Annotated in this window: 25 protein-coding genes, 1 tRNA gene and 1 pseudogene; 5 read left to right on the forward strand and 22 right to left on the reverse strand. The window is 69.4% G+C overall.

Going from position 1 to position 24,934, the window contains the following annotated elements; translation table 11 throughout:
- Positions 1-124: 124 nt before the first annotated feature.
- The 14 genes from AC4IJH_RS12675 to AC4IJH_RS12740 form a co-directional block, all read right to left on the reverse strand.
- Entirely contained in the window at positions 125-496 is a 372-nt protein-coding gene (locus tag AC4IJH_RS12675; protein ID WP_490851738.1) for a hypothetical protein, read from the reverse strand.
- 28 nt (positions 497-524) lie between these two features.
- On the reverse strand, positions 525-1,394 hold the full coding sequence (locus tag AC4IJH_RS12680) for an IS5 family transposase (protein WP_490851739.1): 870 nt from the start codon (positions 1,392-1,394) through the stop codon (positions 525-527).
- Between the two features lie 54 nt (positions 1,395-1,448).
- Positions 1,449-2,276: a hypothetical protein gene (locus tag AC4IJH_RS12685; RefSeq protein WP_490851740.1), complete on the reverse strand. Its 828-nt coding sequence runs from the start codon at positions 2,274-2,276 to the stop codon at positions 1,449-1,451.
- A complete protein-coding gene (locus AC4IJH_RS12690) occupies positions 2,276-5,065 on the reverse strand; it encodes a CHAT domain-containing protein (RefSeq protein WP_490851741.1) in 2,790 nt (929 codons plus the stop codon). The genes AC4IJH_RS12685 and AC4IJH_RS12690 overlap by 1 nt, the downstream gene beginning before the upstream one ends.
- Complete coding sequence (locus AC4IJH_RS12695; protein ID WP_490851742.1) at positions 5,055-5,981, reverse strand: chlororespiratory reduction 6 domain-containing protein; 927 nt, start codon at positions 5,979-5,981, stop codon at positions 5,055-5,057. The genes AC4IJH_RS12690 and AC4IJH_RS12695 overlap by 11 nt, the downstream gene beginning before the upstream one ends.
- 179 nt (positions 5,982-6,160) lie before the next feature.
- Positions 6,161-7,168: an ATP-binding protein gene (locus tag AC4IJH_RS12700; protein ID WP_490851743.1), complete on the reverse strand. Its 1,008-nt coding sequence runs from the start codon at positions 7,166-7,168 to the stop codon at positions 6,161-6,163.
- A gap of 27 nt (positions 7,169-7,195) precedes the next feature.
- The gene (locus AC4IJH_RS12705) at positions 7,196-7,630 is read right to left on the reverse strand and encodes a hypothetical protein (RefSeq protein WP_490851744.1); all 435 of its coding nucleotides are present in this window, start codon (positions 7,628-7,630) and stop codon (positions 7,196-7,198) included.
- A 32-nt stretch (positions 7,631-7,662) separates the two neighbouring features.
- The gene (locus AC4IJH_RS12710) at positions 7,663-8,118 is read right to left on the reverse strand and encodes a hypothetical protein (RefSeq protein WP_490851745.1); all 456 of its coding nucleotides are present in this window, start codon (positions 8,116-8,118) and stop codon (positions 7,663-7,665) included.
- Complete coding sequence (locus AC4IJH_RS12715; protein WP_490851746.1) at positions 8,118-8,690, reverse strand: hypothetical protein; 573 nt, start codon at positions 8,688-8,690, stop codon at positions 8,118-8,120. Before AC4IJH_RS12715 ends, AC4IJH_RS12710 begins: the two co-directional genes overlap by 1 nt.
- Positions 8,691-9,125: 435 nt before the next feature.
- Entirely contained in the window at positions 9,126-9,689 is a 564-nt protein-coding gene (locus tag AC4IJH_RS12720; RefSeq protein ID WP_490851747.1) for a Uma2 family endonuclease, read from the reverse strand.
- A gap of 334 nt (positions 9,690-10,023) precedes the next feature.
- Positions 10,024-10,111, reverse strand: a tRNA-Ser gene (locus AC4IJH_RS12725).
- 60 nt (positions 10,112-10,171) lie between these two features.
- Complete coding sequence (gene tadA, locus AC4IJH_RS12730) at positions 10,172-10,636, reverse strand: tRNA adenosine(34) deaminase TadA (protein ID WP_490851748.1); 465 nt, start codon at positions 10,634-10,636, stop codon at positions 10,172-10,174.
- A 23-nt stretch (positions 10,637-10,659) separates the two neighbouring features.
- The gene (locus AC4IJH_RS12735; protein WP_490851835.1) at positions 10,660-11,190 is read right to left on the reverse strand and encodes a tRNA adenosine deaminase-associated protein; all 531 of its coding nucleotides are present in this window, start codon (positions 11,188-11,190) and stop codon (positions 10,660-10,662) included.
- A 182-nt stretch (positions 11,191-11,372) separates the two neighbouring features.
- Complete coding sequence (locus AC4IJH_RS12740; RefSeq protein WP_490851838.1) at positions 11,373-11,681, reverse strand: hypothetical protein; 309 nt, start codon at positions 11,679-11,681, stop codon at positions 11,373-11,375.
- A 178-nt stretch (positions 11,682-11,859) separates the two neighbouring features.
- On the opposite strand from AC4IJH_RS12740, the gene upp reads away from it, so the two are divergent.
- A complete protein-coding gene (gene upp / locus AC4IJH_RS12745; RefSeq protein ID WP_490851749.1) occupies positions 11,860-12,495 on the forward strand; it encodes a uracil phosphoribosyltransferase in 636 nt (211 codons plus the stop codon).
- Positions 12,496-12,565: 70 nt separating this feature from the next.
- On the opposite strand, the gene AC4IJH_RS12750 is transcribed toward upp, so the two are convergent.
- Together AC4IJH_RS12750 and AC4IJH_RS12755 are read right to left on the reverse strand one after the other, a co-directional pair.
- On the reverse strand, positions 12,566-13,219 hold the full coding sequence (locus AC4IJH_RS12750; RefSeq protein WP_490851750.1) for a LytR C-terminal domain-containing protein: 654 nt from the start codon (positions 13,217-13,219) through the stop codon (positions 12,566-12,568).
- Between the two features lie 122 nt (positions 13,220-13,341).
- Complete coding sequence (locus AC4IJH_RS12755) at positions 13,342-13,638, reverse strand: type II toxin-antitoxin system VapB family antitoxin (RefSeq protein ID WP_003986294.1); 297 nt, start codon at positions 13,636-13,638, stop codon at positions 13,342-13,344.
- An 88-nt stretch (positions 13,639-13,726) separates the two neighbouring features.
- Between AC4IJH_RS12755 and AC4IJH_RS12760 the strand changes: the two genes are divergently transcribed.
- The gene (locus tag AC4IJH_RS12760; RefSeq protein ID WP_490851751.1) at positions 13,727-15,265 is read left to right on the forward strand and encodes a helicase HerA-like domain-containing protein; all 1,539 of its coding nucleotides are present in this window, start codon (positions 13,727-13,729) and stop codon (positions 15,263-15,265) included.
- An 11-nt stretch (positions 15,266-15,276) separates the two neighbouring features.
- On the opposite strand, the gene AC4IJH_RS12765 is transcribed toward AC4IJH_RS12760, so the two are convergent.
- From AC4IJH_RS12765 to AC4IJH_RS12785, 5 genes and pseudogenes are all read right to left on the reverse strand, one after another.
- The gene (locus AC4IJH_RS12765; RefSeq protein WP_490851752.1) at positions 15,277-15,792 is read right to left on the reverse strand and encodes a hypothetical protein; all 516 of its coding nucleotides are present in this window, start codon (positions 15,790-15,792) and stop codon (positions 15,277-15,279) included.
- Positions 15,789-16,445 carry an RNA polymerase sigma factor gene (locus AC4IJH_RS12770; protein WP_490851753.1) on the reverse strand — a complete coding sequence of 219 codons (657 nt, stop codon included), beginning with the start codon at positions 16,443-16,445 and terminating at the stop codon, positions 15,789-15,791. The genes AC4IJH_RS12765 and AC4IJH_RS12770 overlap by 4 nt, the downstream gene beginning before the upstream one ends.
- Positions 16,446-16,468: 23 nt before the next feature.
- Entirely contained in the window at positions 16,469-16,909 is a 441-nt protein-coding gene (locus AC4IJH_RS12775) for an LAETG motif-containing sortase-dependent surface protein (protein ID WP_490851754.1), read from the reverse strand.
- Between the two features lie 145 nt (positions 16,910-17,054).
- A pseudogene (locus tag AC4IJH_RS12780) lies at positions 17,055-17,282 on the reverse strand (hypothetical protein); the annotation flags it as partial.
- A gap of 153 nt (positions 17,283-17,435) precedes the next feature.
- On the reverse strand, positions 17,436-18,491 hold the full coding sequence (locus tag AC4IJH_RS12785; RefSeq protein WP_490851755.1) for an NAD(P)-dependent alcohol dehydrogenase: 1,056 nt from the start codon (positions 18,489-18,491) through the stop codon (positions 17,436-17,438).
- Positions 18,492-18,618: 127 nt separating this feature from the next.
- Between AC4IJH_RS12785 and AC4IJH_RS12790 the strand changes: the two genes are divergently transcribed.
- Entirely contained in the window at positions 18,619-19,485 is an 867-nt protein-coding gene (locus AC4IJH_RS12790; protein WP_490851756.1) for a helix-turn-helix transcriptional regulator, read from the forward strand.
- A gap of 105 nt (positions 19,486-19,590) precedes the next feature.
- Here AC4IJH_RS12790 and AC4IJH_RS12795 read toward each other — a convergent pair whose 3' ends face one another.
- The gene (locus AC4IJH_RS12795; protein ID WP_490851757.1) at positions 19,591-20,487 is read right to left on the reverse strand and encodes a DUF4436 family protein; all 897 of its coding nucleotides are present in this window, start codon (positions 20,485-20,487) and stop codon (positions 19,591-19,593) included.
- 435 nt (positions 20,488-20,922) lie between these two features.
- Here AC4IJH_RS12795 and AC4IJH_RS12800 point away from each other — a divergent pair, with 435 nt between their 5' ends.
- Together AC4IJH_RS12800 and AC4IJH_RS12805 are read left to right on the forward strand one after the other, a co-directional pair.
- Positions 20,923-21,270 carry a hypothetical protein gene (locus tag AC4IJH_RS12800; RefSeq protein WP_490851758.1) on the forward strand — a complete coding sequence of 116 codons (348 nt, stop codon included), beginning with the start codon at positions 20,923-20,925 and terminating at the stop codon, positions 21,268-21,270.
- A gap of 1,349 nt (positions 21,271-22,619) precedes the next feature.
- Complete coding sequence (locus tag AC4IJH_RS12805; protein ID WP_490851759.1) at positions 22,620-24,857, forward strand: family 2 encapsulin nanocompartment cargo protein terpene cyclase; 2,238 nt, start codon at positions 22,620-22,622, stop codon at positions 24,855-24,857.
- Positions 24,858-24,934: the final 77 nt, after the last annotated feature.

Here is a 24,934-nt window from a genome sequence, read left to right on the forward strand (position 1 = left end):
CATCCCGGCTGCTCGACAACTCCCGCAACTCGGCGGCCTGTTCCACGGAGAGCTCCATGTCAGTAGCAACGAGTCACGCAAGATCAAGTAACGCCGACGGGATCACGAAACACTAGGCCGTGTTTTAGAAGTCGCTGACCTGCCTGGTTGGCCGTCCGGGGAAGTCGCGGGCGGTCATCCAGATGGTGAGGTCGCGGGCGATGTCGTTGATGTTGGTCGCCGTGGTGACCTCGTGCTCATCGCGGGTGGTGTCACGGCGGACGATCTCGTAGCCGCCTTCGTCCAGGACGGCCACGGAGGCGAACCAAACGGGGTCGTCCTCGTCGGGCTGGACGACGACGAAGGTGTTGTCGGAGTCGTTGAGGTCGCTGATCATCATGAACAGCGCGTCCTCGGAGGGGTCGTCGATGCGGTCGCCGTTCTCGCTGTCGGCGCCGTAGTACTGAGCCCCCATCGTTGCCTTCCCCTCGCTGTCGACCCGGGTCGCGGTCAGCATGGCACGTGGAACCGACAGCTCAGGCCGGTCACAGCCATTCGCCGATCGCGGCGATCAGGACGGTGGCTTCGAAGCGGACGGCGAGTTTGTCGAACCGGGTGGCGACCGCCCGGTTGCGCTTGAGCCGGTTGATCCCGCACTCGACCGCGTGCCGGGCCTTGTAGTCCTCGCGGTCGAAGGCAGGAGGCCGCCCGCCGGCCTTCCCGCGCCGTTTGCGGTGGGCGGCCTGGTCGGCAGGCTCCGGGATCGTGCAGCGGATTCCGCGCTTTCGCAGGTAGGCCCGGTTGGCGCGGGAGGAGTACGCCTTGTCACCCCGCACTCGAAGCGGGCGGACACGGGGCCGGCCAGGTCCGGTGCGGGGCACCCGGATGCCTTCCAGGACGGCTGCGAACTGAGGACTGTCACCGCGCTGACCTGCGGTGACCAGCAGAGACAGCGGCCGCTGGCCTTGCTCGCAGGCCAGGTGGATCTTGGTGGTGAAGCCTCCCCGGGACCGGCCCAGGCCGTGGTCGTCGGGCTCGGTGCGGGTTCCGCCCGGCGGTTCGTTCCGAGCCTGGCCGTCGCGGCGGGCGCCTGCGGCGTGCTGATGGGCCCGGCAGATCGTGGAGTCGACGTTGACCTCCCACGTGATCAGCCCGGCCGCGTCCGCCCGGACCTGCAGCCGGGTCAGCAGTTCAGGCCAGGTGCCGTCACGCTGCCAGCGGCGGAAGAGTCCGTAGACCGTCTGCCACGGCCCGTACTCCGACGGCAGGTCCCGCCACGGAGCACCGGTCCGCACCCGCCACCGGATCCCGTCGATCAGCTTCCGCCTGCCTAAAGACGGCCGCCCCAGCACCGCGACCGGCAACAGCGGCTTCAGCACAGCCCACTGATCGTCAGAAAGATCCCCTCGTCCCACACCGAGATCATCGCGATGCGGGACGAGAAGCGGAGCCGACTTTCAAAACACGGCCTAGGCGACCCCGTCGCCCGAGTCGGCAGCCAGCTGGTCGGGGAACTCCAGGGCGGCGTCAGGGCTTTCCTTGATCTCCTCTAGGACGTCCGTCGGCACGTCGCGCGGTCGGTTCGCCGAGGTGCGCAGCGTCCGCACGTCGCCGTACACGCCCTCGATCCCCCGGATGAACCTACGCCGCAGACGCAGCACGCGGTAGAACGGCGTCACCTGCTTGCCGAGCAGCTCCAGTTCCAGTCCTGAGGAACGGGCGCCGCGCACACCGGCCGCGAGGTCGGCCAGTGCGGCCGGGGCTTCGCCGAGGGCGGCCTGCGCGTGCATCTCGATCAGGGCACCCTTCTCGCCCGCGAGGAGCACGGTGCCGGAATGGGCCGTTACGAGGTGGCTGATCACGTACCAGTCGAGTTCCCAAGTGCCTGCCCAGTAGCGTTTGATCAGTTCCCTGGCCAGGAGCGGCTGGTCCGCCAGACGGTGCTCGGTCAGCCCTCGGTAGGCGACCAGCAGAGCGTTCTCGCGGGAGAACTCGACCAGGGCACCCGCCTGGGCGTCAGCCAACGTGGCGAACGGCTCACCCACCTGTCCCGCCAACTTGTAAGTCACGCTGACCCCGCCCCTGGTGCGCCAGGTCAGCTCGTCCCGGGTGGTGGGAGCGACCTGGGGCGTGGCGATGCCGATCTCGTCGAGACTACTGATCGGTACGAGCCCCGGACCCTGGACGGTACCGACGTCGCCTAGCCGGTACCGCGCCGAGGGGTGCCAGGTTACCCAGTAGCCGTTACCCCAGACGCCAGACAGCGCGCGGATGAAGAGGCGGGAGGGATCGGGCATCAGTCGACTCCATAGTGTTGGAAGCAGTCGGTGTACACGCTGTCCGCGAATGGTGGGTCGAAGGGCGGCAGATCCCCCGTGCCCAGCAGGGTGACCGCTTCCGCACGGCTGATCGAGGCAAGCCTCTGCCGTGCCGCGGCCAGTGCGGCGGAGGGTGCCGTGTGCGACATGGAGGACGTGGTGTGGAAAGCGTTCATGAGCAATGCCGCTGCCGCGTCGTGCGCCGGCCACAGTGACGCGATGACATTGCGAGCCCCAGCGGTCAGGAACGCGCCCGGCAAGCTGGTGAACTCGCTGGCCGCGTGATGCCGGGGCAGCCCGGAGTCACAAGCTGAGAGCACCACCAGTACGCAGTGCGGCAAGAGCAGCCGACCGGTGATCTGAGCGGCGGTGAACAACTCGAGGCCTGCTCTGCGCTGTTCCTCGCTGGCCCCCAATGGATCCGGAACCGGCGACGGGCTGACCTCAAGCCCGGAACGGTAGGCGCTGTCGGGGTAGAAGTGACCGTGGCACGCGAAGTGGATCCGGCCCGCGCCGGGCAGGGCAGCGAGCAGAGCCTCGGTCTCGGGCGGGCACGGCTGGTAGCCCAGTGACTCGGGGATGTCCCGGGCCGTGTGGCGAAGGGTGCGCGAAGGGTCGGAGACTGAGATCCACGGCCGTCTGCCGTCGCGGCGTCGCGCCCGCAGCAGGGGCAGTGCGCCCGGGGTTGGCAGCACACTCACGGCGCAGCCCGGCAGCAGGCTCGCCAGGCGCCAATACGGAAGCTGGAGTAGCTCGTTCTCCGGGCTCACGAACAGCCGCACAGCAGGCTTGGAGCGAACCTCTCCCACGGCCCCGGCGATCGCGGCGAACAGCCCTTCGTCGAGCCGGGATACGCTCTCCGCTGCCAGGGTGCGGGTCTCGTAAAGATCGTCGGGGTGCGCGTTGAGGTACTCCCGACGTACCCGTTGCAGGCGCACCAAGGCACGGCGTCGCGTCCGGTCGCCCCACTTGAACAGTCGGGCCGTGGTGCTGCCGTCACTGGTGAGACAAGTGATCGTCACAGCTTCGGGTACCGCTAGGAGATCGACTAGGACCTCCCCGGGGGCGAGTGCGTCGGCCAGTTCCTCGGCGGGCACCGGATCAGCGTTCACACGAAGTGATGTTCCCGCTCCGCCGGCGACTCGCTCCAGTTCGATCGCGGCGCGCTTGCGCTCTGCGATCGGCTCGGCCAGGCCCTTGAACTCGGCGGCGGCGAGCTGAAGGGCGGCCTCGGCCGCGCGCAGCCGGAGAACCGCGGACACCAGCCTCTGATTCGCGCTGTCCTCCACGACCTCACCGACGCGCAGTGCCTCGGTCATGGTGACGGCCCGAGCCCGCTGCCCCAACTCGAGCAAAGAGCGCGGTCGCGAGGGCAACTCCGCCACACTGTCGCGTCTGTCGACCGGCTTATCCACCTGGTGTAGCACGGCGGTCACGAATACTTCCGCGTCATACGCCTCGGACAGCGCCACGGCGACGCTCTGACGCAGCTCGATGGTGGTGGCCTCGGCACGCAACTGCTCACCAAGCTTGATGGCCGGGGTCAGTTCCGCCAGTGCTTGGTGGGCCAGAGTCTGGTAGATCAGGTTGCGTACCAGGTCGATGCGGAAGCGCACGACGCGCAGTGTGTCGCCGTTGCGCTCCGCCGCCAGGACGGCGGTCCGCAGAGCGACTTCAGCCTGTACCCGGTTGCCGGAGAGTTTGTGGGCGATCCCAAGGGCGTGGCGGGCGTCGGCCTCGTACGCGGGTTGGTGGAGCCGGCGTGCCTCGGCGATACACGTTCTGAGCAGGGGCACCGCCTCGGCGGCACGCTCCGGTTGCCGCTGGATGATCACCGAAGCACGCCGCCAGGCCCATCCCTTGTCGTCCCGGTCGTCCACCCCGCACGCGAACTCGCCCCGCCACTCGGTTGCCCAGTCGTGGCGGCCGAGTCGCTCGGCCTCCGCTGCTGCCTGCTCAACCATCCGCGTGCTCCGCTCCCGGTCACCGAGGAATTCCCAGGTGCGTCCGGATTCCCTCAACATCCGGGCGGCCAGGGCGGAGTCACCCGCCGAGAACGCGAGTTCCCGGGCTTCTTCGAGCACCTCAAGGGTCTCTTCGAACAGACCTGCCTGCCGAGCGATCAAGGCGTGTTGGTAGGCAAACGTCACCAGGGAGTACATGGGACCCTCGTCGTGCGCCCGTACCGTGCCACGGATGCGGCGGGCCACCCGTACGATGTCCAGGGCGGTTCTTGCGTCACCGCTCTCGGCCGTTACATCCGCCTGGCCAATGAGAGCCATACTGAGGTCCACAGGGCTGCCCAGCCGCTCCGCCTCCGCGACGACGGGGGGACAGTCGCGCCGGAACTCCTCGTGCCGACTCATCAAGGCAAGGGCGTGTAGCCGAAGCCGACGAGCCCTGAGCCTTATCGGCTCATCGGCCTCCAACTGGCTCACGGCCCGCTCGAGGAAGTCGAACGCGGGCACTGGGGCGTCGAGTGTGATGAGCCGCAGAGCGCCTTCCGTCAGTAGGTATCCGCGGGTCTCGGCGGGAAACAATGCCGCAGCCGCGACGCCGAGTTCGGTCATGGTCGTGGCGCGCAGCACGGTAGAGGCCGCTCCGATGCGGGACATGAGCTCCATGAGCTCCTGCCGCCGGGCTTCGTGGAAGAACAGGTCGTAGTCCGCGGAATCGCCCTCAAGCTGCAGTTGTGCCTCGGGCAGTGACAGCCGTCCCTCTAGTACGTCTGCCACCACCCGGGCCACTGTGGCGCCCTCACCGGCCATGGCCGAAGTCCTCCGGTAACTGCTCGACGAGGTAGGTGATTCGGGCCATGAAAGCGGGAGGAAGAGGAGCGAACAGCTCGGCGCACACCTCGTCGGGGTCGTCGCCGAGCGCCTCGGCCAGCGTCCTTGTGGCGTACATGCTCCACGTGGCGAGGGTGACGAGGTTGTCCTCGTCCAAATCCAACCGGCCCTCGGAGCAGGCGTGGGTCGGCGCCAGGCACGCCAGCCACATGAACAGCGATCCGCTGTCCTGCGGTTTGAAGTAGTAGGGCAGATACGGCATCTGGTCGCAGAGTTGCTCCACGTAGGCACGGATCTCGGGAATCTCCCACACCTCGCGGGGGTCGGAGTCTGGAACGTCGAAGGTGACCACAAACCTGCCCCGCAGCTTCCTGAGCTCGGAAATCCGCTCGGGCCCTGCCCCCTGCGCGCGATGGGAGAACGTGACGACAAAGGGATAGACATCACCAGCCTCAACACGATCGAAGGGAACCGGGAACAGAAGTGGCTTCTCGTCCAGCGTTTCCGGGTCCTGCTCCGGAAGGATCATCTCGGGTTGGCGGACTGTGATCCCTGCAGCGTCGAGCTCTGTCTCTACCCATTCCGTCAACGTGTCGTCATGGAACTCCGCGTCATAAAGCGCGGAGACAACGACGGCTAGTTGGGCGTAGGCGTGCCAGGTGCCGGTGCGCGCCCTGGCCTTGTCGACCAGATGCCGACAGGCCGAGGCAGCCCGTTCGGGTTCTGAGGCGACCAGCTCTCGGAACGCCTCGATGTTCATCTGCTGAGTGCCGTCCCCCATGGGAACCGCGAGGGCTTCGATCCGTTCCAGGGCCGCGGTGAGAGCTTGTTCCTCGGCACTCGGTTCCTGGGAGTCATGGCCCTCGGAACGCTGCGCAGCTGCCTTTTCGCACATGCCCGACCCCTGTTCCGGACACGGATGACATGGCGCACGTCACCCTGCTGGAATCGTACGGTTGGTCTTCGACCATCGTGGCTGTCTTTCGGGGAGTATGCGAGGGGATGACCTCGAGGTGCAGATCGAGGTGTCGCGGGCGTGGCAGCACGGCTCGGCTCCTCTTGACGGCGTTGTGCTCACTGGTCCCCGGTCTCGTCGGGCAGGTGGACGTCTTCCCAGGCCACGCGGCGCATGTTCGCGGGGGCGGTGCCGACGTCGCCTCGGGCCTGCACGGCGGCTGCCAGTGCACCGCGCAGATCGGCGAGTTCGACGACGCGCCGTTCGCCCCGACGGGCCACAGCTGCTGCGGCCGCCGCCATGATGATGTTCACGATGTCGCCGCCGGCCATGCCCTCGGATTCGGCCGCCAGAAGGTCAACGGTGACCTCGGGGTGCAGTGGCATCTCCTCGGGGATCAGTTTCTTCCACAGTTCGCGACGTGTGGCGAGGTCGGGGAGGTCTAGCCGGACATGTGCCAGGATCCGCCGGACGAACGCCACGTCGTAGTTCTCCGGGGAGTTGCTCGTAAAGACGGACACCCCGGTGAAGTGGTCGAGCTCGGTTAGCATCACCGAGCGGGAGACGTTGATGCTGTGGTCGGCGCTTTGGGTGACTGTGCTCAGGCGCCGTCCCAAGATGGAGTCCGCCTCATCGAAGATGAGTACAGCCCCGTGCCGACGGGCCGTGGTGAAGCAGCGCACGATGTTCTTCGGTGTCTCCCCCACGTAGCGGGATTCGATCTGGGCGTAGTTCACGCGGAGGTACGGTCGGCCGACACTGTGGGCAATCGCCTCCGCACATGCGGACTTACCCGTTCCGGGAGGGCCGTAGAGATTCACCACCGCCCCGCCGCGATGAGGGGAAATCCTGGCCAGATTCCACTCCTTGAACAGCACGTCCCGGTGTGAGACCAGATTCAGCGCGGTCTGGACTCGTGCGCGCACCACATCGGCGAGCACCAGATCGTCGAAGGTGTACACCGACTCCTCCACACGGAAGTCGACCGTCTCCGCCGACGTCCCGGAAGCCTCAGGTCCTTCGCTGGCGCGCCCGGCGCGTTCGGCATCAGCCGCCGGCGATGCGGACGGTCCCTCGGCATCCGTGAAGGCCCAGCGCAGCGGCACCGTATTACGCCCCTGCTTCATATTTCTGCCCCCCGTCTCAGCGTGAGCTCAACTTGCCAGGACCCAGCGGCGGCAGATCACTTGGGTGTCCTGGCGAATGAACTCACGGCGCACACTCGCGGGGATGTCATCCCAGCTGGTGGCGGTTTCGGCCTGAAGGGTGATGCCTTGATGCCCGAAGGCGCAGCGGACGACAGTGCGCGCATCGGATCGACCGGTCGGGGGCCTGTTGAATTCGACATCGACTTCGCGCACCGCTGCCCGCAGCCGGGAGCGCAGCGCGGGTGATCCGGCCCCGAGAACGGCAGCCCGGATGTCGTCGCTGTGTGTGTCGGTACGGGCTGCCCACTCCTCGGCCATGGCCTTCAGCACGATGGAGGTGACAGCGTCTTCCTGCGGGCCAGAGGGCCGCCGCAACCGCTGCCATAAGACAAGAACCCCTACCACCGCCACACCGATGGCTGTCCACCGCCATATTGACATGTGTCTGCTTCCTTCTCTCGCCGGTGTGCCGGTCATTCTTCGAGCTCTTGATCACGCGTCTCGGTCACATCGATGCGATAGCTGTTCCCTTCGCCCTTCAGTAAGGCATTACGGTATTTATCGGGAAGTTGATCCCACGGGACCACTGCCTCCTCCTTTAGCAGTATGGCCGACGCACCCGGCTCCAGGGACTTCCTGATCAACGCAGTCATCCGCCGGATATAGGTGTTCGGGACGATCCCTTGCTCGAACTCGACGATTTGTTCGAGGAGGTGGGGGCGCAGCCTATTCCAGGCTTTCTTCACTCTGTTACGGATCTCGACGGCCTGATTGTCCAGTTCAGCAAATGCTGCTGCTGCCGCATCGGAGAGCCAGGGAAGATGATCAGACAGCCAGGGGAAGAGCTGATCCTTGGCCCAGGTCATGATCCGATTCCACATCGCCACCCCGAGCCCGAGGGCGATGAGCACCCAGATGAAGAAGGGCATCAGGCCCTCCCCACCGGGAGCGTCAGGGTGACGCCGTCATTGCCCTCGCGGATGATCCGCGCACGCGCTTCCTCCGGCACGTCGTCCCAGGTGATGTCTTGCTCGATCCGTTTGCGACGCACCTTCTCTCGATCGGCGTCGTACAGCACCTTAATGATGCGTGCACCCCTCGCACCGGGCCGTACGCGGTATTCGACGGTGACTGCGACCAGCTCGCGGTGCAGTGCCTCGATGACTGCGGCTCTTGGCTCGGGAAGGCCGGACGGCCCGTGCGGTTCACCGCATATCTCGACCAGCGCGCTGAAGATCTCGGTTGGCGGCTGCCCCAGGATGGGCGCGCACTCCTCAGCAAGAATCCCGTACACGACGACCGAGTCGGACTCTGGGGGACCCTCCAGCGCCGCGATCGCTACGTCCATCATCTTCAGGACCTGGCGGAGGACGATCTTTTCGACGAGCCCCCGATCCGCCCCAGATTTCTTCAGTGCCGCTCTGTCTGCTATCTCCCGCAGCGCTTTCTCGATCATCTCGCGCGCGGATCGCAGCATTTCTTCCACGATGGTGTCGGACATGCACGCCCCCCTGCGTGATCGCATGTGCATAACTACACATTAGATGAGTGGCGCCTATTAGTGCATCACCATGAAAGGAACCGAAAGAAGGGTCGCCTTATTTGATCGAAAGAGGTGCGCAATTCTCCATTTGCTTGCTCGATGTTCCGTGCCGCGAGGTTCGCCACGACGCTGACCGCCGCTCTTACGCAGAGGCCGGCAGGGACGTGCGGAGTCAGACTGCGTCTGTCGGGTTGCCGCGGCGCTTGGGTACGGGAAGAGCCACTCCCCTTTTGTACCTGGTTGAGATGAGCGATGTCTGTCTCGGATTCGCCGAGCATCAGGCGCTGCCGCCGGGTTGGGTGGTCGGACGTGTCGCATCCAGATTCGCGGTCACCGAAGCGGTCACCGCGGTAGGCCTTGGTGTGTTGGGCTGCGGGCCGGTTGAGCAGCTCTTTACCGGCGGGCCAGCGCTGCGGGGTCGAACTGGATCGGGAACGGTTCGTCGATCCTGGCGACGGCCCCTGCGAGGAGGGGCGGGAGGTCGTTGTACGTGCCGTTCTCCAGGTGCCCGATGAGCACCCTGGGGGCGGGGTCCAGTTCGACGCGCCAGTAGTGGGGGATGCGGGCTGCGGCGTAGAGGGAAGGCTTGAGTTTGCGGTCGGTGATCCGGGTGGACGGTGAGGCGATCTCGATAACGGCGAGGACGTCGTGCGCGGCGATCGCTACGCCTGCTTCTTCGGCGGCGGCCGCGTCGACCACGGCCAGGTCGGGGATGAGCAGCCCGTCCGGGACGATGACGTTGATGGCTTCGAACACCTCGACGTCGGCGCCGGCGGCATCGGCGGCCTGTTCGAGGAGATTGTGCAGCCGGTGTGAGGCGCGCTGGTGGGGCAGGCCGGGGGCGGGGCTCATCATGAGCTGGCCTCCCACGAGCTCGACGCGCTGATTCGCGTCCTCGGGCAGGGCCAAGACCTGCTCCAGGGTCCATGGCCCGGCGTGCTGATAGGCAACGCTCACGTCCTTCCGCCTCCTCCCGACCGGGGTCCTCCCAGTGTGGCCTGCTGGGAGGCCGGATGTCTCCTGCGGAAGCGGCAAGGATTATCGAGGCTCTACTCCTGCCGAGCGCTCGTAGCGGTTGGCGGCGGTAGTGGACGGTCGCCGGGCGGGAAGCCTCCTGTGGGATCTATGGGACCCGATCCCACAGGAGGACGCGGTGCGAGGCCCGATTTTTCAAGGGATGCAGTGTCCATCCGGCGTACGCGTGTTGCACGCGCAACACCACCGTGCTGTACGTGCAACACGCAAAACACCCCTCCGACCGCGTTTCCGCAGGTCGGAGGGGTGTTACAAGCGGTAGCGGTGGGATTTGAACCCACGGTGACGGGTTACGCCACACTCGCTTTCGAGGCGAGCTCCTTCGGCCGCTCGGACACGCTACCGAGACAGAGCCTAGCCCATGAGGGGCCGTGCTCCGAAATCGGTTCCCGGGACCGGCTGCATCAGCGGTCCCGGAAGAAGTCGGTCAGGAGGCGGGCGCAGTCCTCGGTGAGGACTCCGGTGATCACTTCGGGGCGGTGGTTGAGGCGGCGGTCGCGTACGACGTCCCACAGGGAGCCGACCGCGCCGGCCTTCTCGTCCGCCGCGCCGTAGACGACCCGGTCCACCCGGGAGAGCACGATCGCGCCCGCGCACATCGTGCACGGCTCCAGGGTCACCACGAGGGTGCAGCCCGTCAGCCGCCATTCCCCGATCTTGCTCGCCGCCTCGCGGATGGCGAGGACCTCGGCGTGCGCCGTCGGGTCGCCGCTCGCCTCGCGTTCGTTGCGGCCGGTGCCGATCACCGTGCCGTCCGCGGACAGCACGACGGCGCCCACCGGGACATCACCGGTCCCGGGGGCGCGTACGGCCTCGTCCAGCGCCCGTCGCATGGGCGCGCGCCAGGGGTCGCGCAAAGGGTCTGTCATGCCTCAAGTGTCGGTGACGGGCGCTACCTCACGGCCTCCAGCACGTCCGTGCAGCCCAGGGCGTCGGCGATCTCGGACAGCGCGTCGCCGTCCAGGGTGAGCAACTCCCGCTCGTCGACGCCGAGGTCGCCGAGCAGCGCCGGGTCGCCGATCGGGCCGTGCGGTACGACGGCCCCGGCGTCGCCCGCCGCCTCCTGTTCGTCCTCCTGCTCCTCTGGTTCACCGTCCTCGGTGCCGTCCAGGTCCAGGCTGTCGAGTTCGTCCGCGTCGTCCTCGTCGCGGCCGAGCAGCACGTCGGTCAGCATCGCGCCGTACGAGCTGCGCGAGGCGGCCGCGCCGTTGGAGACGAAGACGCGCGGGTCGTCCTCGCCGTCCACCCGGACGACACCGAACCACGTGCCCTCCTGCTCGATGAGGGCGACCACCGTGTCGTCGTCCACCGCCGCCTCTCGGGCCAGGTCGGCCAGATCGGTCAGGGTTTCCACATCGTCGAGCTCTGTATCGCTCGCTTCCCACCCGTCTTCGGTGCGCGCGAGCAGTGCGGCGAAGTACACCGTGACTCTCCCACTGGTCATAGGCGTGCCGGGCCGGGCGGGGCGACGCTTTCACGCCGCAGGTCCCCGCCCCATCGGAATCGTGGCAGAAACAACGCGATCGCGCGGGGTCTTCGGCGCTGCGTCGTGACGAGGATGCGAGAGATGTCGCTCACGTCCGCTTCGGGGCGGGGCCGGCGGGGCTACCAGCGGAACGTACGCATCCTCATGGCCTGCCGCATCCGCGCGGCCCGCGCCCGGCGCGGCTGCACCCGGTCGCGCAGTTCCTTGGCCTCGTTCAGCTCGCGGAGGAACTGGGCGCGCCGCCTTCGGCGTGCCGCGTCGCTCTCGCCCTCCCTGGCGCCGCCCAGAGAGCCGGAGGAGCGGGCGGCGGGGCTGCTTTTTCCGCCGTTGTTGCTGCTCTTGCCGGTGCCTGTGCCGGTATCGGCATCGGTGCCGGTGTTGTCGGGGTGATCTTCGGGCCGGTCCTCGTGCTTGTTCTTGCCGGGCACGTTGCGTACACCACCTCGGGCCGCGGTTCTCACCCGGCGCCGACGCGACAGACCGGGCGTATGTGCCCACTTTCCCCCGAATCGGTGGTTCGATGCGAATCCTTCGACGGGGCGTCGGCCGGTGTCGCGCGCGGCCGGGCGGACGCCGGGGGTCCCGCGCTCGCTTACTGTGGATGTCATGCGGATCCACGTCGTCGACCACCCGCTGGTGGCGCACAAACTCACCACGCTGCGCGACAAGCGCACCGACTCCCCGACCTTCCGGCGTCTGTCCGACGAGCTGGTCACCCTGCTCGCGTACGAGGCCACCCGCGATGTGCGCACCGAGCAGGTCGACATCGAGACCCCGGTGACGGCGACCACCGGCGTCCGTCTCTCCCACCCGCGCCCCCTGGTCGTACCGATCCTGCGGGCGGGCCTGGGCATGCTCGAGGGCATGGTGCGCCTGCTGCCGACCGCCGAGGTGGGCTTCATGGGCATGGTGCGCAACGAGGAGACGTACGAGGCGCACACCTACGCCACCCGCATGCCGGAGGACCTCTCCGGCCGCCAGGTCTACGTCGTGGACCCGATGCTGGCCACCGGCGGCACGCTGGTCGCGGCCATCCGCGAGCTGATCGACCGCGGTGCGGACGACGTCACCGCGCTGTGCCTGCTGGCCGCGCCCGAGGGCGTGGAGCTGATGGAGCGCGAGCTGGCCGGGACGCCGGTCACGGTCGTCACCGCCGCCGTCGACGAGCGCCTGAACGCCGACCGCTACATCGTCCCGGGCCTGGGCGACGCGGGTGACCGGATGTACGGCACGGCGGGCTGAATCCCGTAGTACGACACAGGGCGGGCCGTTTCCGGCACAGGAAACGGCCCGCCCTCCTTCGTGGAATTTCTCAGCAGCGCTTCGCCGACGGCGCGGGGGACGGCTTGGCCGCCTCGGCCAGGGCCTTCTGGGCGTCCTGGGCCGGGGTGAGTGTCTTGAACCGATCGCCGATGATCAGGTCGACATCGGCGCCCTTGCGGGCGTCGGTCTTGTGCTCGGCGCCCGCGAGCTGGGTGGCCAGCACCTTCAGGGACCCGTCGGCCGCCGGGGCGCCCAGCAGCATGCCGGCGCCCTTGACCTTCTTGTCGTACGCGGCGGGGGCGTTGCCCACCTTGCCGATCTTGAAGCCGCGCTTCTTCAGCTCGTCCGCCGTCTCCTTGGCCAGGCCGCCGCGCGGCGTGGCGTTGTAGACGTTGACGGTCAGGGCGGAGGGCTGGGGCAGCGGCTTGCCGTCGGTTCGGCCGCCGTCCTTGCCGCTCTGCCCGTCCTTGCCGTTCGCGCAGTTGTGTTTGTCCTGGGAGGCGTGGGCCGAGGTGGCCTGGTTGCCGCTGAAGACGTCGATGAGCTGCAGGGTGCCCCAGCCGCCCAGCCCCAGGACACCGGCCGCGGCGATCGCCACGAGGGCGATGCGGCGGCGGTGGCGGGGACGGCGCATCCTCGGGTACCTGTCGCCCGTGATGCGGTTCTTCTTACCGCCCATGCCGGGGGGCGTCAGCATGCTCATAAATGCAGCGTAGTGCCGCTCGCGGCGCATGCCTACTAGATGATCAATGCGTGGCGCGTGAGCCAACCCAAAAGGGCCAATACGGACCTGACGTTACGTCAGATCCGCTCGGGACTTCGGGGTCAGCCCAGTTCGAGGACGCGGGCGTGCAGCACCTGGCGCTGCTGGAGCGCGGCGCGCACGGCGCGGTGCAGCCCGTCCTCCAGATACAGATCGCCCTGCCACTTCACGACGTGGGCGAACAGGTCGCCGTAGAACGTCGAGTCCTCCGCGAGCAGCGTCTCCAGGTCGAGCTGCTGCTTGGTGGTCACCAACTGGTCAAGGCGTACCGGGCGCGGGGCGACATCCGCCCACTGGCGGGTGCTCTCCCGGCCGTGGTCGGGGTACGGCCGCCCATTTCCGATGCGCTTGAAGATCACACGGAAAGCCTACCGGGCCAGCGGCTCCGGGCGCAGCCATGCCGCCGGAGTGCGAAGGTGACAAACAGCCGCATACCAGGAGCGATGCATGAGTCAGAGCCCCGCGTCCGACGACACTGTCACCCAGATCGCCCAGGGGTACGCCTTCACGGGGCCCGCGCTCGACCTCGGTGCGCTCCTGTGGGGCGGCACCTGCCACCCCGGCGCCCCCGTACGCGTCCCCTTGGCCGTACTGAACCGGCACGGCCTGGTCGCGGGCGCCACCGGCACCGGCAAGACCAAGACGCTGCAGCTCATCGCGGAGCAGCTCTCGGCGGGCGGGGTGCCGGTCTTCCTCGCCGACATCAAGGGGGACGTGTCGGGCATCTCGGCCCCGGGCGAGGAGAACGCGAAAGTGGCGCAGCGGGCGGGGGAGGTCGGCCAGAAATGGACGCCGGCCGCCTTTCCCGCGGAGTTCTACGCGCTGGGCGGCATCGGGCCCGGCATCCCGCTGCGCGCCACGGTCACCGACTTCGGGCCCGTACTGCTGGCGAAGGTGCTCGGGCTGAACCAGACGCAGGAGCAGTCGCTCGGGCTGATCTTCCACTACGCGGACGGCAAGGGGCTGGAGCTGGTCGACCTGAAGGACCTGCGGGCCGTGGTCACCTTCCTGACCTCCTCGGACGAGGGCAAGGCGGAGCTGAAGGGGATCGGCGGGCTGTCGACGCAGACCGCGGGGGTGATCCTGCGGTCGCTGACGGCCTTCGAGCAGCAGGGGGCGGGGCCGTTCTTCGGGGAGCCGGAGTTCGACACGGCGGAGCTGCTGCGCACCGCGCCGGACGGGCGGGGCGTGGTCTCCGTACTGGAGCTGCCCGCCGTGCAGGACAAGCCGCAGCTCTTCTCGACGTTCCTGATGTGGCTGCTGGCGGATCTCTTCCACGATCTGCCGGAGGTGGGAGATCTGGACCGGCCCAAGCTGGTGTTCTTCTTCGACGAGGCGCATCTGCTCTTCAAGGGCGCCTCGAAGGCGTTCCTGGAGTCGATCACCCAGACGGTGCGGCTGATTCGCTCGAAGGGGGTCGGGGTGTTCTTCGTGACGCAGACACCCAAAGACGTACCGGCCGATGTGCTGGCGCAGTTGGGCAACCGGGTGCAGCACGCGCTGCGGGCCTTCACGCCCGATGACGCCAAGGCGCTGAAGGCGACGGTGAAGACGTTCCCCCATTCCCCCTACGACCTTCAGGAGGTGCTGACGGGGCTGGGGACGGGCGAGGCGGTGATCACCGTGCTGAGCGAGAAGGGCGCGCCCACGCCGGTGGCGGCGACGCGGCTGCGGGCGCCGCAGTCCCTGATGGGGCCGGTCGAGGCGGGCGCGCTGGGGCGGGCGGTGGAGGCCTCGGGGCTGTACGCGCGTTACGCACAGGCTGTGGACAGGGAATCGGCGTACGAGAAGCTGACGGCGGCGCAGGCTGCGCCGCCCGCCGGACCGGCGCAGCCCCCGCCCGCCCGGGCGCCCGAGGCGGAGCCCTCGGTGGTCGAACAGGTCGTGGGCAGCGGCATGTTCAAGTCACTGGCGCGGTCGGTGGGGACGCAGCTGGGGCGGGAGATCACCCGGTCCCTCTTCGGAACGGCGCGGCGCAGGCGCTGAGTTCACCCGCCTCAGGTCCGGTCGCTCGCCGAGGGGGTGGGGCGGGCGGTGGATGCGGGTGGACTTGAGGGTGTGGTGCGGCTGGTGGGGGTGGCGGAGCGGGACGGTGCCGACGGCGGGCGGGCGGTGGGCGAGCCCGTACGGGGCGGGTTCGGGATGCCGGAGGGCGAGCGTTCGGAGCGGGGCGAGGAGGGGCTGGGGTCGGGCGGCGACGGCAGGGGCGGGGCCGGTACGGACGGCGACGGCAGGGGAGTGGTGGGCAGGGGCGTGGGCGGCGTGGCGGGGGAGGGGCGCGACGGGGCGCTGTCGGGGGCCAGGGCCAGGTAGCCCGCGGCGGCGGCCGCGGCGGTGGCGAGTCCGGCCAGGGGCAGGGCGAAGCGGCGCAGCAAGGAGCGGCGGCGGGACCCCGGCCGGGTGCCGGGGCCGGCGCCGGGCGGGGCGGCCGGGCGCAGGGTGTGCCCGGTGACCAGGTCGGCGCGGGCGGTGAAGGCGCGGCGCAGCCTGTCTTCGACGGGGCGTTCGCTCACGTCCGCGCCTCCAAGATCTTCTCCAGCGAGTCCAGCGCACGGCTGGCGATCGACTTCACCGCGCCGCGGCTGATGCCCAGCGTCTGGGCGATCTGCGCCTCGGACAGCTCGCTCCAGTAGCGCAGTACGAGCACCTCGCGCCGCCGGGTGGTCAACTTGCCCAGGGCGGCGAGGACTTCACGGTGCTCCTCGTCCAGCACGATCAGCTCTTCGGCGGAGGGGGCGTCGGCCTCGTACGGGGGCGTGTAGCCGCGGGCCGTACGGCGGCGGCGCAGCACCGAGCGGGAGGCGTTGACGACGGCGGTGCGCAGGTAGGCGAGGGCGTTGTCGACCTCGTCGAGCCGCTCGCCGTGGCGCTTGTAGAGCGCGGCGAAGGCGTCCTGGACGACGTCCTCGGCGGTGGAGCGGTCGTCCACCAGCAGGACGGCCATCCGGACCATGCTCAGCCGGTGGGCGTGGTAGAGCTCGCTGATGGTGGGGCGCGGGGCGTCGGGCGGCCCGTACGCGCTGCCCGGACCGTACGCGCTGCCCGGTGCGGAGCGGTGCGGGGTGTCGTACGAGTGCGGGGTGCTGCGGCGCAGCAGGCGTCGCCAGAGCCCCGGTGCGGCGGGGAGCCGCACCGGGGCTCCGGCGACGGTGGCGGTGTACTCCATCGGTTTCTCGGGCGGGGCCGGGCCTAGTTGGTGCGTCGGCGGCGCACCGCGTAGAGGGTGCCGCCGCCCGCGGCGACCAGGGCGGCCGCGCCGGCGCCCATGACGGCGGTGGTCGTGGAGGAGCCGGTCTTGGCGAGCTCCTTGTCCCCGCGCGCGGGCCCGGAGCCGGGCTTGCCGCCGGGGACGGAGACGGAGGGGGCGGGTTTGGCGCGGCCCTCACCCGGTACGGAGACGGAAGGGGCGGGCTTGGCGGACCCGCCACCCGGCACGGACGGGCTGGGCTGCGGGGCCCGCGAGGGGGCCGCCGTCGGCGGCTGGCTGGGCTTGGCGGGCGAGGTGGGGGACGCGCTGGGCCGCGGGGCGGTGTCACCGGCGTGTGCCGTCCCGGCGAGGGCCGGTACGGCGAGCGCGGTGAGCAGGGCGGCGACGGCGGCGCTGCGTATGCGGGTCGGCTTCACGTTCACGGTGGGCAACTCCACGTTCGGCGGTGCGGCGCCTGATGACGCCTTCACCCCGGACGACGTGCGAAGCGGGCCGGGGTTGCCGACGGGGCCGGATTTGTTTTCGGCTCGCCCGGGAGCCCCCCTGCTCGGTCCCGGACATCTTCGCTCAGGAGGACGACGGGGATGGCAGGGATGACGGGGACGACGGGAACTCGGCGTCGGTGAGGCGGACCAGCGCCTTGCCCGTGTTCGCGCCGCGCAGCATGCCCAGGAAGGCCGGTACGAGCCGGTCGAAGCCCTCGCTCACCGTCTCCTGCTGGACCACGCGGCCCGAGCGGATGTGCGGCACCAGGAAGGCCTCCAGCTCCTCCTGGACGTGGCGGTGGTCGCGTACGCGGACGGGTGCGGGGAGCTGGTGACGGGCCGAAGGGGTGCGGGGAGCTGGTGACGGGCGGTACGGGCGCGGGGGAGCGGGTGGCGGGCGCGGGCGCCTGTACCTGATGCTCGCCCGCGCCCCGCGTCCCGCGGGTCAGATCGTCGAGGCAGGTCAGATCGTCGAGGTGTCGATCACGAAGCGGTAGCGCACATCGCTGGCCAGCACGCGCTCGTACGCCTCGTTGATCTTGTCGGAGCTGATCACCTCGATGTCCGCGCCCAGCCCGTGCTCACCGCAGAAGTCCAGCATCTCCTGCGTCTCGGCAATGCCGCCGATCAGCGAGCCCGCGAAGGAGCGGCGCCCGGAGATCAGGGCGAAGGGCTGCACCGGCAGCGGCTGCTCGGGGACGCCGAGCTGGACCAGCGTGCCGTCGACCTTGAGCAGGCCCAGGTAGGCGTTGAGGTCGATGTTGGCCGAGACCGTGTTGACGATCAGGTCGAAGGTGCCCGCCAGCTGCTCGAAGGTGGCCGGGTCGGAGGTGGCGTGGAAGTGGTCCGCGCCCAGCCGCAGGCCGTCGTCCTTCTTGCGCAGGGACTGGCTCAGTACGGTCACCTCGGCGCCCATGGCGTGCGCGATCTTCACGCCCATGTGGCCCAGGCCGCCCAGGCCCACCACGGCGACCTTCTTGCCGGGGCCGGCCTTCCAGTGCGCCAGCGGCGAGTACAGGGTGATCCCGGCGCACAGCAGCGGGGCCGCGGCGTCCAGCGGGATGCTGTCCGGGATGCGCAGGGCGTAGTTCTCGTCGACGACCACGTGGGTGGAGTAGCCGCCGTAGGTGGGCTCGCCGTCCCGGCCGGTGTCGGCGTAGGTGTTGACGGTGCCCGGCTCGCCCGTGCAGTACTGCTCCAGGCCGGCCTTGCAGTTCTCGCACTCCCGGCAGGAGTCGACGAAGCAGCCGACGCCGACCCGGTCGCCGACCGCGTACTTCGTGACGCCCGGGCCGACCCGGGACACCACGCCCGCGATCTCGTGGCCCGGCACGATGGGGAACTGGCCGCCCTCGCCCCACTCGGCCCGCACGGTGTGGATGTCGGAGTGGCAGATGCCGGCGTACTTGATGTCGATGAGGATGTCGTGCTCGCCCAGTGCCCGGCGCGGGATGGTGATCTTCTCCAGCGGAGCCTTGGCGGCGGGTGCTGCGTACGCTGCGACGGTGGTGTGGGTCATGCCATCGAGCATGCGTGCAGGTGGGAGGCCTAGCCAGGTCTCCCTTGAACGTATGCACGCCGGTCCTACCACTGGCGGGACCACCTTGGGCCCCCTGTGGGCCGCTCCCAGCCCGCATACTGCGGATATGGACCAGCGCACCGAATTGAGCGAGTTCCTGCGCACCCGCCGTGCCCGGCTCCAGCCCGCCGATGTGGGCCTGCCCGACCACGGCGGGCGCCGCAGGGTGCCCGGGCTGCGCCGTGAGGAGCTGGCCCAGCTCGCCGGGGTCAGCGTCGCGTACTACATCCGCCTTGAGCAGGGCCGGGGACAGAACGTGTCCACGGCCGTACTCGACGCGATCGCGGACGCGCTGCGGCTGAACAAGGCCGAGCGGGACCACCTCACCCACCTCGTGCGGCCGGTGCCGCGGCGCAAGCGGACCATGGCCACCCGGCCGCAGCGGGTGCGCCCCGCCCTGCAGCAACTGCTCGACACCATGGAGAACGTCCCGGCCTACGTCGTCGGGCGGCGGCTGGACATCCTGGCCTGGAACCGGATGGCCTGCGCGCTGCTCGGCGACTTCGCCGCGCTGCCGCCCCAGCACCGCAACATGGCCTGGCAGGTCTTCCTCAACCCCAGCGCGCGAGAGCTGTACGAGGAGTGGGACCGTAAGGCGACCGACATCGTCTCCTACCTGCGCCTGGACGCCGGCTGCTACCCCGACGACCCCAAACTCTGCTCGCTGATCGGTGAACTCTCCCTCAAGAGCGAGGACTTCCGGCAGCTGTGGGCCGCGCACGACGTCCAGGACAAGGGCTTCGGCGTCAAGAAGCTGCACCATCCCCTGGTGGGCCCGCTGACCCTCTCGTACGAGACCATGTCGCTGCCCGCCGACCCCGGCCAGCAGCTGATTACCTACCACGCGGAGCCGGGGTCGCCCTCGGCGGAATCCCTGCGTCTGCTGGGCAGTTGGACCAGCGAGGCGGCGGTACGGGGGGAGCGGGCGCTGTAGGGGAACGTGTGCTGCCGGGGATCGCGTGTTGTCGGGGAGGGGCGGGCGCGCGAGGTGGTCGTACGGGAGGAACATGCGCTGTCGGGGAGACGTGAGCGGGTGCGCTCAGGTCTCCCGGCGGCGCCGTCGCTCCACCCGCAGCCCGAACCACGCCACGTACACCAGTGACGTGGCGACGATCGCCTCCGCCCACAGGAACGCGCCGTAGTCCAGCAGCGCGCCGACCGGCGGCGCTCCGGGCGCGGCGTTGCGGAAGCCGACCAGCGCGAACAGCGTCGCCGCCATCCAGCCCATCGCCTCCCACACCAGCCCGCGCCGCTGACGCACCATCAAAAGTGCTGCTCCCAGCACCGACAGGGCCAGTCCCCACATGCTCGCCATCATGAACCAGGCCAGGATGTACGTCCCGCGCGAGCGGCTCAGCTCCAGCCGCAGCTCGGCGGAGTGCGCGCCCGCGTCCTGCTCGGGCAGGCGGCGCACGGTCTCCCGGAAGGACTCCTCGACGCTGTGGAAGATCACCTGCGTCGGCACCGGGCGCCCGCCGGCCTCCACCGAGAACCCGATGTCGGTGGCGTAGCGGTCGTAGGGGTACTGCGCGACGGTCCCGCCCTCCAGCCCGTTGGTCAGGTCCCGGGTGGCGATCTGCTCGCCCGCCTTGTAGCGCAGCTGGCCCTGCGCGAGGGAGGAGGTGGTGACCGCCAGATCCGCGCTCGGCACCAGCGTGTCCTCGTCCTCGGCCAGCTTGCCGCGCGGCCGGGGCAGCACCCGCAGCACCGCATCGCGGGAGGCCGGGTCCACGCGCTGGAGGGTGACGGTGATGTCCACGCGGTCGGGCGCCTCGCGGTTCCCGAACCAGTAGACCGTCTCCCGGTGCCGCCGCTCCTGCCCGTACAGCCACACCACCGCCCCGAACAGCCCCGCCACCACCAGCACGACCACCAGACACCTCAGCACCCGCACGAGGCGGGACGGAGACGTGGAGGGGGCGGGTCGGAAATCCACCTCGGGGCCTGACTCCTGGCCTGACTCCTGGCCTGACTCCTGGCCCGATTCCGGGCCTGACTCCGGGTCTGACTCCGGGTCTGATTCCTGGCCCGACCCCTGGCCTGACCCCTGGCTCGGCTTCTGGCCTGGCTCCGGGCCTGCCTCCCGATCTGCCTCCCGGTCTGATTCCCGGCCTGATTTCTGCCCCGGCCCGGGAACCGGTTCCGGGTCCGGCGCCGCCGGTCCGCGTGAAGAGCGCATCCGCGGTATCGCAGCACGGTTGCGGGCCGTTGCCGTGCTGACGAGCCGACACTCCGCTGCCCGGCCCCGTCCATTCACCCACCAGGCCGTTTCCTGCCGCCGCCACCCGCACACCCGGGTTCACTGGAACCGCGCCGCGTTCCCCGCTCGTCCCCCCGACCATCTCCGTCCTCCCCTAGAGAGGTCACCCCCATGTCACCCCTCACCCCGCCCTCCCCCTCCTCCCCGTCCCCGTACGTCCCCGGCGAGGGCACCATCACCTTCCGCGTCGACGGTCGGGGTATCGCCGACCTCACCTACTCCCTGACCTCCCTCCACGAGACGGACGCGGTCGACACCACCGTCACCGCCCCCTCCCTCCCCTGGTTCACCGTCGCCGACGCCCGCGGCATCGGCGTCATGCCCATGCTCACCATCACCCTGGACACCCCAGGCGCCTACGCCGACATCGAAATCGTCACCGACGGCACCACCGTCGTCCGCGGCCGAGCCGAAGGCCCCGCCACCACCGCGGTCTTCATGGCCCGCGCGCAGGGGTGAGGCGGGCGGGGCGTGCGCCCCGTTCGCGCCGTTCGCCCCGGTTCGCGGCTGGATCACCCGTACGACGGAATGCGCGGACGGTAATCGAATGATTACGTTAAGTGTGTGAGTGGTGAGTGTGGAGGTGCGGTGCGGCGGGGCCTTGTGGGCGCCGTCGTTGTCGGGCTGGCTGCGCTGTTGCTCGTGTTGTGCGGGGCGTGTCCGGCAGCTCTGGAGCAGGCCGGCGGGGTGGCCGAGGAGACTGCGGTCGCGGCGCTCGGCTTTGCCGAGGAGGGGGCCGCGTACGCGTCGGGGCAGCGGGTGCCGCGGCAGGCGCGGGCGGTTCGGGGGGCGGCCGGGTACGTACTGCTGACGCGTCCTGTCTGGGCGGTCAGGGGGGCGTCGGGGCCTGATCTGCGGCCCGCGGTTCCCCGGCCCGAGGCCGCTGTCATCGCGGCGGCCCGGGCCCGGCATTCCGTGCTGCGCTGCTGAGGGGGCCGTGTCCCGTCCGCCCCTTCTTCTTCCGGGCGGGTGGGGCCGTCGGCCGTCCCTCGCCCCGTCGCGCTCAGAGCGGCGGTGGCACCTGGATCCTCAGCAGCAGGAGAAGCGCTATGCCCATCGATCCCGCACGCGCGCTGGACGGATATCTGCGCGCACAGACGTACCCGGCTCATCGGCCCGAACCCGAGCCTGGGCCCGAACCCGAACCCGAATCCGTGTCGGTCTCGGAGCCGGGTGTCGCCCAGGCGCCGGTCCCGCCCTCGGCCCCGGCTCGGACACCGACAGCGACAGCGACTGCGACACCGGCCCCGGAGTCGGTTCGCGAGGCCGGTCGTCGGGCCGGTGTGTTCGCCCGGATCCGTGCCCTGTGCCTGGGGCCGGGCGCTGTCGCGGATCATCCGCGGCGGAGCTGACGGCAGGAGTCGAACGGGCCGGGGCGTGGCTGTGATGTCAGGTGCCCCGGCCCGTCGGTGCCGGTTTCGGACGTGGCCTCCCGAGCCGTGATGAGCCGCGGCGAGCCGAGAAATGATTGAAATGATTGATAAGCAGCGGCAATTGATGCCGGTGGGGTGGGGGAGAGGGCTCGCCGTTGGTCGCCTCCGTGCAGACGTCGTACGGGAAGGCGGTGTGGGATGCGGTGTGGGAGGCAGTGCGGGGGATGCGGCTCGGGAGAACGGCGGGCCGGCTGTGCGCTGAACTCCCTTTCACGTCTCCGGGATTGCCCGATGGCGTATTAGCACGCCGCCAAGGCCGTCGCAAGGTCCTGCTTGGGGACCGCAGCACGGGGTAGGGCTGTGCCGATCCGTGCGCGGTGCGTCACCGACCGGGCGCGGGGAAGTCCCGTACGTCTTGGGGAAGGACCGCCATCGATGAAGCAGCCGTTCCAACTGCCGAGCTTTTACGTGCCCCACCCGGCCCGCCTCAATCCGCACCTGGAACAGGCGCGGGTGCACTCCAGGCAATGGGCGCGCGAGATGGGCATGCTGGAGGGCTCGGGCATCTGGGAGGAGCGGGACCTGGATGCCCACGATTACGCGCTGCTGTGCTCGTACACCCACCCCGAAGCCTCCAGTGACGTGCTGTCGTTGGTGACCGACTGGTATGTGTGGGTGTTCTTCTTCGACGACCACTTCCTGGAGGCCTTCAAGCGCTCCGGGGACCGCAAGGGCGGCAAGGAGTACCTGGACCGGCTGCCGCTGTTCATGCCGCTGGACCCGTCCACGCCCGTGCCCGAGCCGACCAACCCCGTCGAGGCGGGCCTGAAGGACCTGTGGGCGCGCACCGTCCCCAGCATGTCCGAGGGCTGGCGCGCGCGGTTCGCCGAGAGCACCGAGAACCTCCTCAACGAGTCGCTGTGGGAGCTCTCCAACATCAACGCGCACCGCGTCCCCAACCCCGTCGAGTACATCGAGATGCGGCGCAAGGTGGGCGGCGCGCCGTGGTCGGCGGGCCTGGTGGAGTTCGCGGTGGGCGCCGAGGTGCCCGACGCCGTCGCCGACTCGCGCCCGCTGCGGGTCCTGAGGGACACCTTCTCCGACGCCGTGCACCTGCGCAACGACCTCTTCTCCTACGAGCGCGAGACCCAGGACGAGGGTGAGCTGAGCAACGGCGTACTGGTCCTGGAGACCTTCCTGGGCTGTACGACCCAGGAGGCCGCGGACTCCGTCAACGACCTGCTGACCTCGCGCCTGCACCAGTTCGAGAACACCACCCTGCTCGAACTCCCCCCGCTCTTCGTGGAGAAGGGCCTGGACCCGCAGTCCTGCGCGGATGTGCTGGCGTACGCCAAGGGGCTGCAGGACTGGCAGTCCGGCGGCCACGAGTGGCACATGCGCTCCAGCCGCTACATGAACGGCGGCGGCACCGCGGCGCAGTCCTCGGCCGGCTGGTCGCCGTTCGCCTTCGGGGGGATGGGCACCTCGGCGCTGGACCCGAAGGCCGCCGCCATCGGCGCCGACCGCCTGCGCAGCTACACCCACATTCCGTACCAGAAGGTCGGCCCCTCCCAACTGCCCGACTTCTACATGCCGTTCACCACCACCCTCAGTCCGCACCTGGACAGCGCCCGGCGCAACTGCGTCAGCTGGGCCGAGGAGATGGGCATGCTCCAGCCGCAGCCCGGCGTGCCCTTCTCCGACGTCTGGGACAAGGACGCGGTGATCCGCTTCGACTTCCCGCTGTGCGCGGCGGGCCTGCACCCAGATGCCACTCCCGAGGAACTCGACCTCGGTTCGCAGTGGCTGACCTGGGGGACGTACGGGGACGACTACTACCCGGTGGTCTTCGGGCGCTCCCGCGACCTGGCGGGCGCCAAGGTGTGCAACACCCGGCTGCTGACCTTCATGCCGATCGACACCTCGGCGATGCCGGCTCCCGCCAACGCCCTGGAGCGCTCCCTGGCCGACCTGTGGACGCGTACGACGGCGCCGATGCCGCCCGAGGCGCGCCGCACCTTCCGCGACACGATCGAAGTCATGATCGACAGCTGGCTGTGGGAACTGGACAACCAGGCCCAGAACCACATCCCCGACCCCGTCGACTACATCGAGATGCGCCGCAAGACCTTCGGCTCCGATCTCACGATGAGCCTGAGTCGGCTGGGACACGGGCGGCAGGTCCCGCCCGAGATCTACCGCAGCGGCCCGATGCAGTCCCTGGAGAGCACCGCGGCCGACTACGCCTGCCTGCTCAACGACTGCTTCTCGTACCAGAAGGAGATCGAGTACGAGGGCGAGGTGCACAACGGCATTCTGGTCGTCCAGAACTTCTTCAACTGCGACTACCCGACCGCGCTGGCCATCATCCACGACCTGATGACCTCCCGCATGCAGCAGTTCCAGCACGTCGTCGCACATGAACTGCCGATTCTGTACGACGACTTCGAGCTGACCGAGGAGGCCCGCAAGATCCTGGACGGCTATGTGCACGAGCTGGAGAACTGGCTCGCGGGCATCCTCACCTGGCACCAGGAATGCCACCGCTACGGCGAGTCCGACCTGCGGCACGCCACGGGCGCGGCGCACGGGCCCGGCTCGGCGAAGTGGACGGGGGCGCCGGTGGGGCTGGGGACTTCGGCGGCTCGGGTGTTGCGGACGGTGGGGAGGTAGAGGTAGGGACAGCAGGAGGTAAGGGGTAGGAGGTAGGTGAGGGGAAGGCGGGGCTGTTGAGGCTCCGCCTTCTGGTG

It is taken from the genome of Streptomyces sp. UF-297 (genome assembly GCF_058245575.1).

What these genes read in the sequence shown, in the direction of transcription:
- AC4IJH_RS12675 (WP_490851738.1), bottom strand. Translation starts at nt 496, where the DNA reads ATGCTGACCGCGACCCGGGTCGACAGCGAGGGGAAGGCAACGATGGGG.
- AC4IJH_RS12685 (WP_490851740.1), bottom strand. Translation starts at nt 2,276, where the DNA reads ATGCCCGATCCCTCCCGCCTCTTCATCCGCGCGCTGTCTGGCGTCTGG.
- AC4IJH_RS12690 (WP_490851741.1), bottom strand. Translation starts at nt 5,065, where the DNA reads ATGGCCGGTGAGGGCGCCACAGTGGCCCGGGTGGTGGCAGACGTACTA.
- AC4IJH_RS12695 (WP_490851742.1), bottom strand. Translation starts at nt 5,981, where the DNA reads ATGTGCGAAAAGGCAGCTGCGCAGCGTTCCGAGGGCCATGACTCCCAG.
- AC4IJH_RS12700 (WP_490851743.1), bottom strand. Translation starts at nt 7,168, where the DNA reads ATGAAGCAGGGGCGTAATACGGTGCCGCTGCGCTGGGCCTTCACGGAT.
- AC4IJH_RS12705 (WP_490851744.1), bottom strand. Translation starts at nt 7,630, where the DNA reads ATGTCAATATGGCGGTGGACAGCCATCGGTGTGGCGGTGGTAGGGGTT.
- AC4IJH_RS12710 (WP_490851745.1), bottom strand. Translation starts at nt 8,118, where the DNA reads ATGCCCTTCTTCATCTGGGTGCTCATCGCCCTCGGGCTCGGGGTGGCG.
- AC4IJH_RS12715 (WP_490851746.1), bottom strand. Translation starts at nt 8,690, where the DNA reads ATGTCCGACACCATCGTGGAAGAAATGCTGCGATCCGCGCGCGAGATG.
- tadA (WP_490851748.1), bottom strand. Translation starts at nt 10,636, where the DNA reads ATGACAGACCCTTTGCGCGACCCCTGGCGCGCGCCCATGCGACGGGCG.
- upp (WP_490851749.1), top strand. Translation starts at nt 11,860, where the DNA reads ATGCGGATCCACGTCGTCGACCACCCGCTGGTGGCGCACAAACTCACC.
- AC4IJH_RS12750 (WP_490851750.1), bottom strand. Translation starts at nt 13,219, where the DNA reads ATGAGCATGCTGACGCCCCCCGGCATGGGCGGTAAGAAGAACCGCATC.
- AC4IJH_RS12760 (WP_490851751.1), top strand. Translation starts at nt 13,727, where the DNA reads ATGAGTCAGAGCCCCGCGTCCGACGACACTGTCACCCAGATCGCCCAG.
- AC4IJH_RS12770 (WP_490851753.1), bottom strand. Translation starts at nt 16,445, where the DNA reads ATGGAGTACACCGCCACCGTCGCCGGAGCCCCGGTGCGGCTCCCCGCC.
- AC4IJH_RS12785 (WP_490851755.1), bottom strand. Translation starts at nt 18,491, where the DNA reads ATGACCCACACCACCGTCGCAGCGTACGCAGCACCCGCCGCCAAGGCT.
- AC4IJH_RS12790 (WP_490851756.1), top strand. Translation starts at nt 18,619, where the DNA reads ATGGACCAGCGCACCGAATTGAGCGAGTTCCTGCGCACCCGCCGTGCC.
- AC4IJH_RS12800 (WP_490851758.1), top strand. Translation starts at nt 20,923, where the DNA reads ATGTCACCCCTCACCCCGCCCTCCCCCTCCTCCCCGTCCCCGTACGTC.
- AC4IJH_RS12805 (WP_490851759.1), top strand. Translation starts at nt 22,620, where the DNA reads ATGAAGCAGCCGTTCCAACTGCCGAGCTTTTACGTGCCCCACCCGGCC.